1 protein-coding gene is annotated in these 504 nt (G+C 40.7%); it reads left to right on the top strand.

Annotated elements, in window-relative coordinates:
- Window positions 1-504, top strand: a 504-nt coding sequence (locus JUI58_RS00760) for a transposase (protein WP_204101840.1), incomplete at both ends; no start/stop codon positions are given.

Below are 504 nucleotides of genomic sequence, written 5' to 3'. Positions count from 1 at the left end.
AAGGATTATCAAGAAGTTATATTCAAGGATTATTGCCTAACCTAAAAAAGGAACATCCTTGGCTCAAAGAAGATGTCTATTCCCAATGCTTGCAAGTAGTGGCTTTGAACTTATCAACAGCTTATCGAAACTTCTTCGAGAAACGGGCAAGATTACCCCGATTCAAATCCAAGCATGGCCGACAATCAATCAGTTACCCTCAGAATGTTAAGTTTGAGGGAGATTGTCTCAAACTGCCCAAAATTGGGTTAGTACATTGTCGTCAGCATCGAAGTTTTGAAGGAAAAATCAAAACGGTAACCATCTCCAAAAATCCAGATGGGAAATACTATGCTTCTGTCTTAGTTGAAGAGGTAAAAGAAACCCCCCTAAATCCCTCCAGTGGGGGAACTAAGGGGGGAGAAGGAAAAGCCATTGGAATTGATTTGGGATTAACGGATTTTGCCATTACCAGTGAAGGCTCAAAATATAACAATCCCAAGCATTTCCATAAACACGCGCAGA

The organism is Spirulina sp. CCY15215 (genome assembly GCF_016888125.1).
Lineage (GTDB): Bacteria > Cyanobacteriota > Cyanobacteriia > Cyanobacteriales > Spirulinaceae > CCY15215.
The sequence above is the reverse complement of the archived record's forward strand: the minus strand, read 5'-3'. Positions and strand labels throughout refer to the sequence as shown.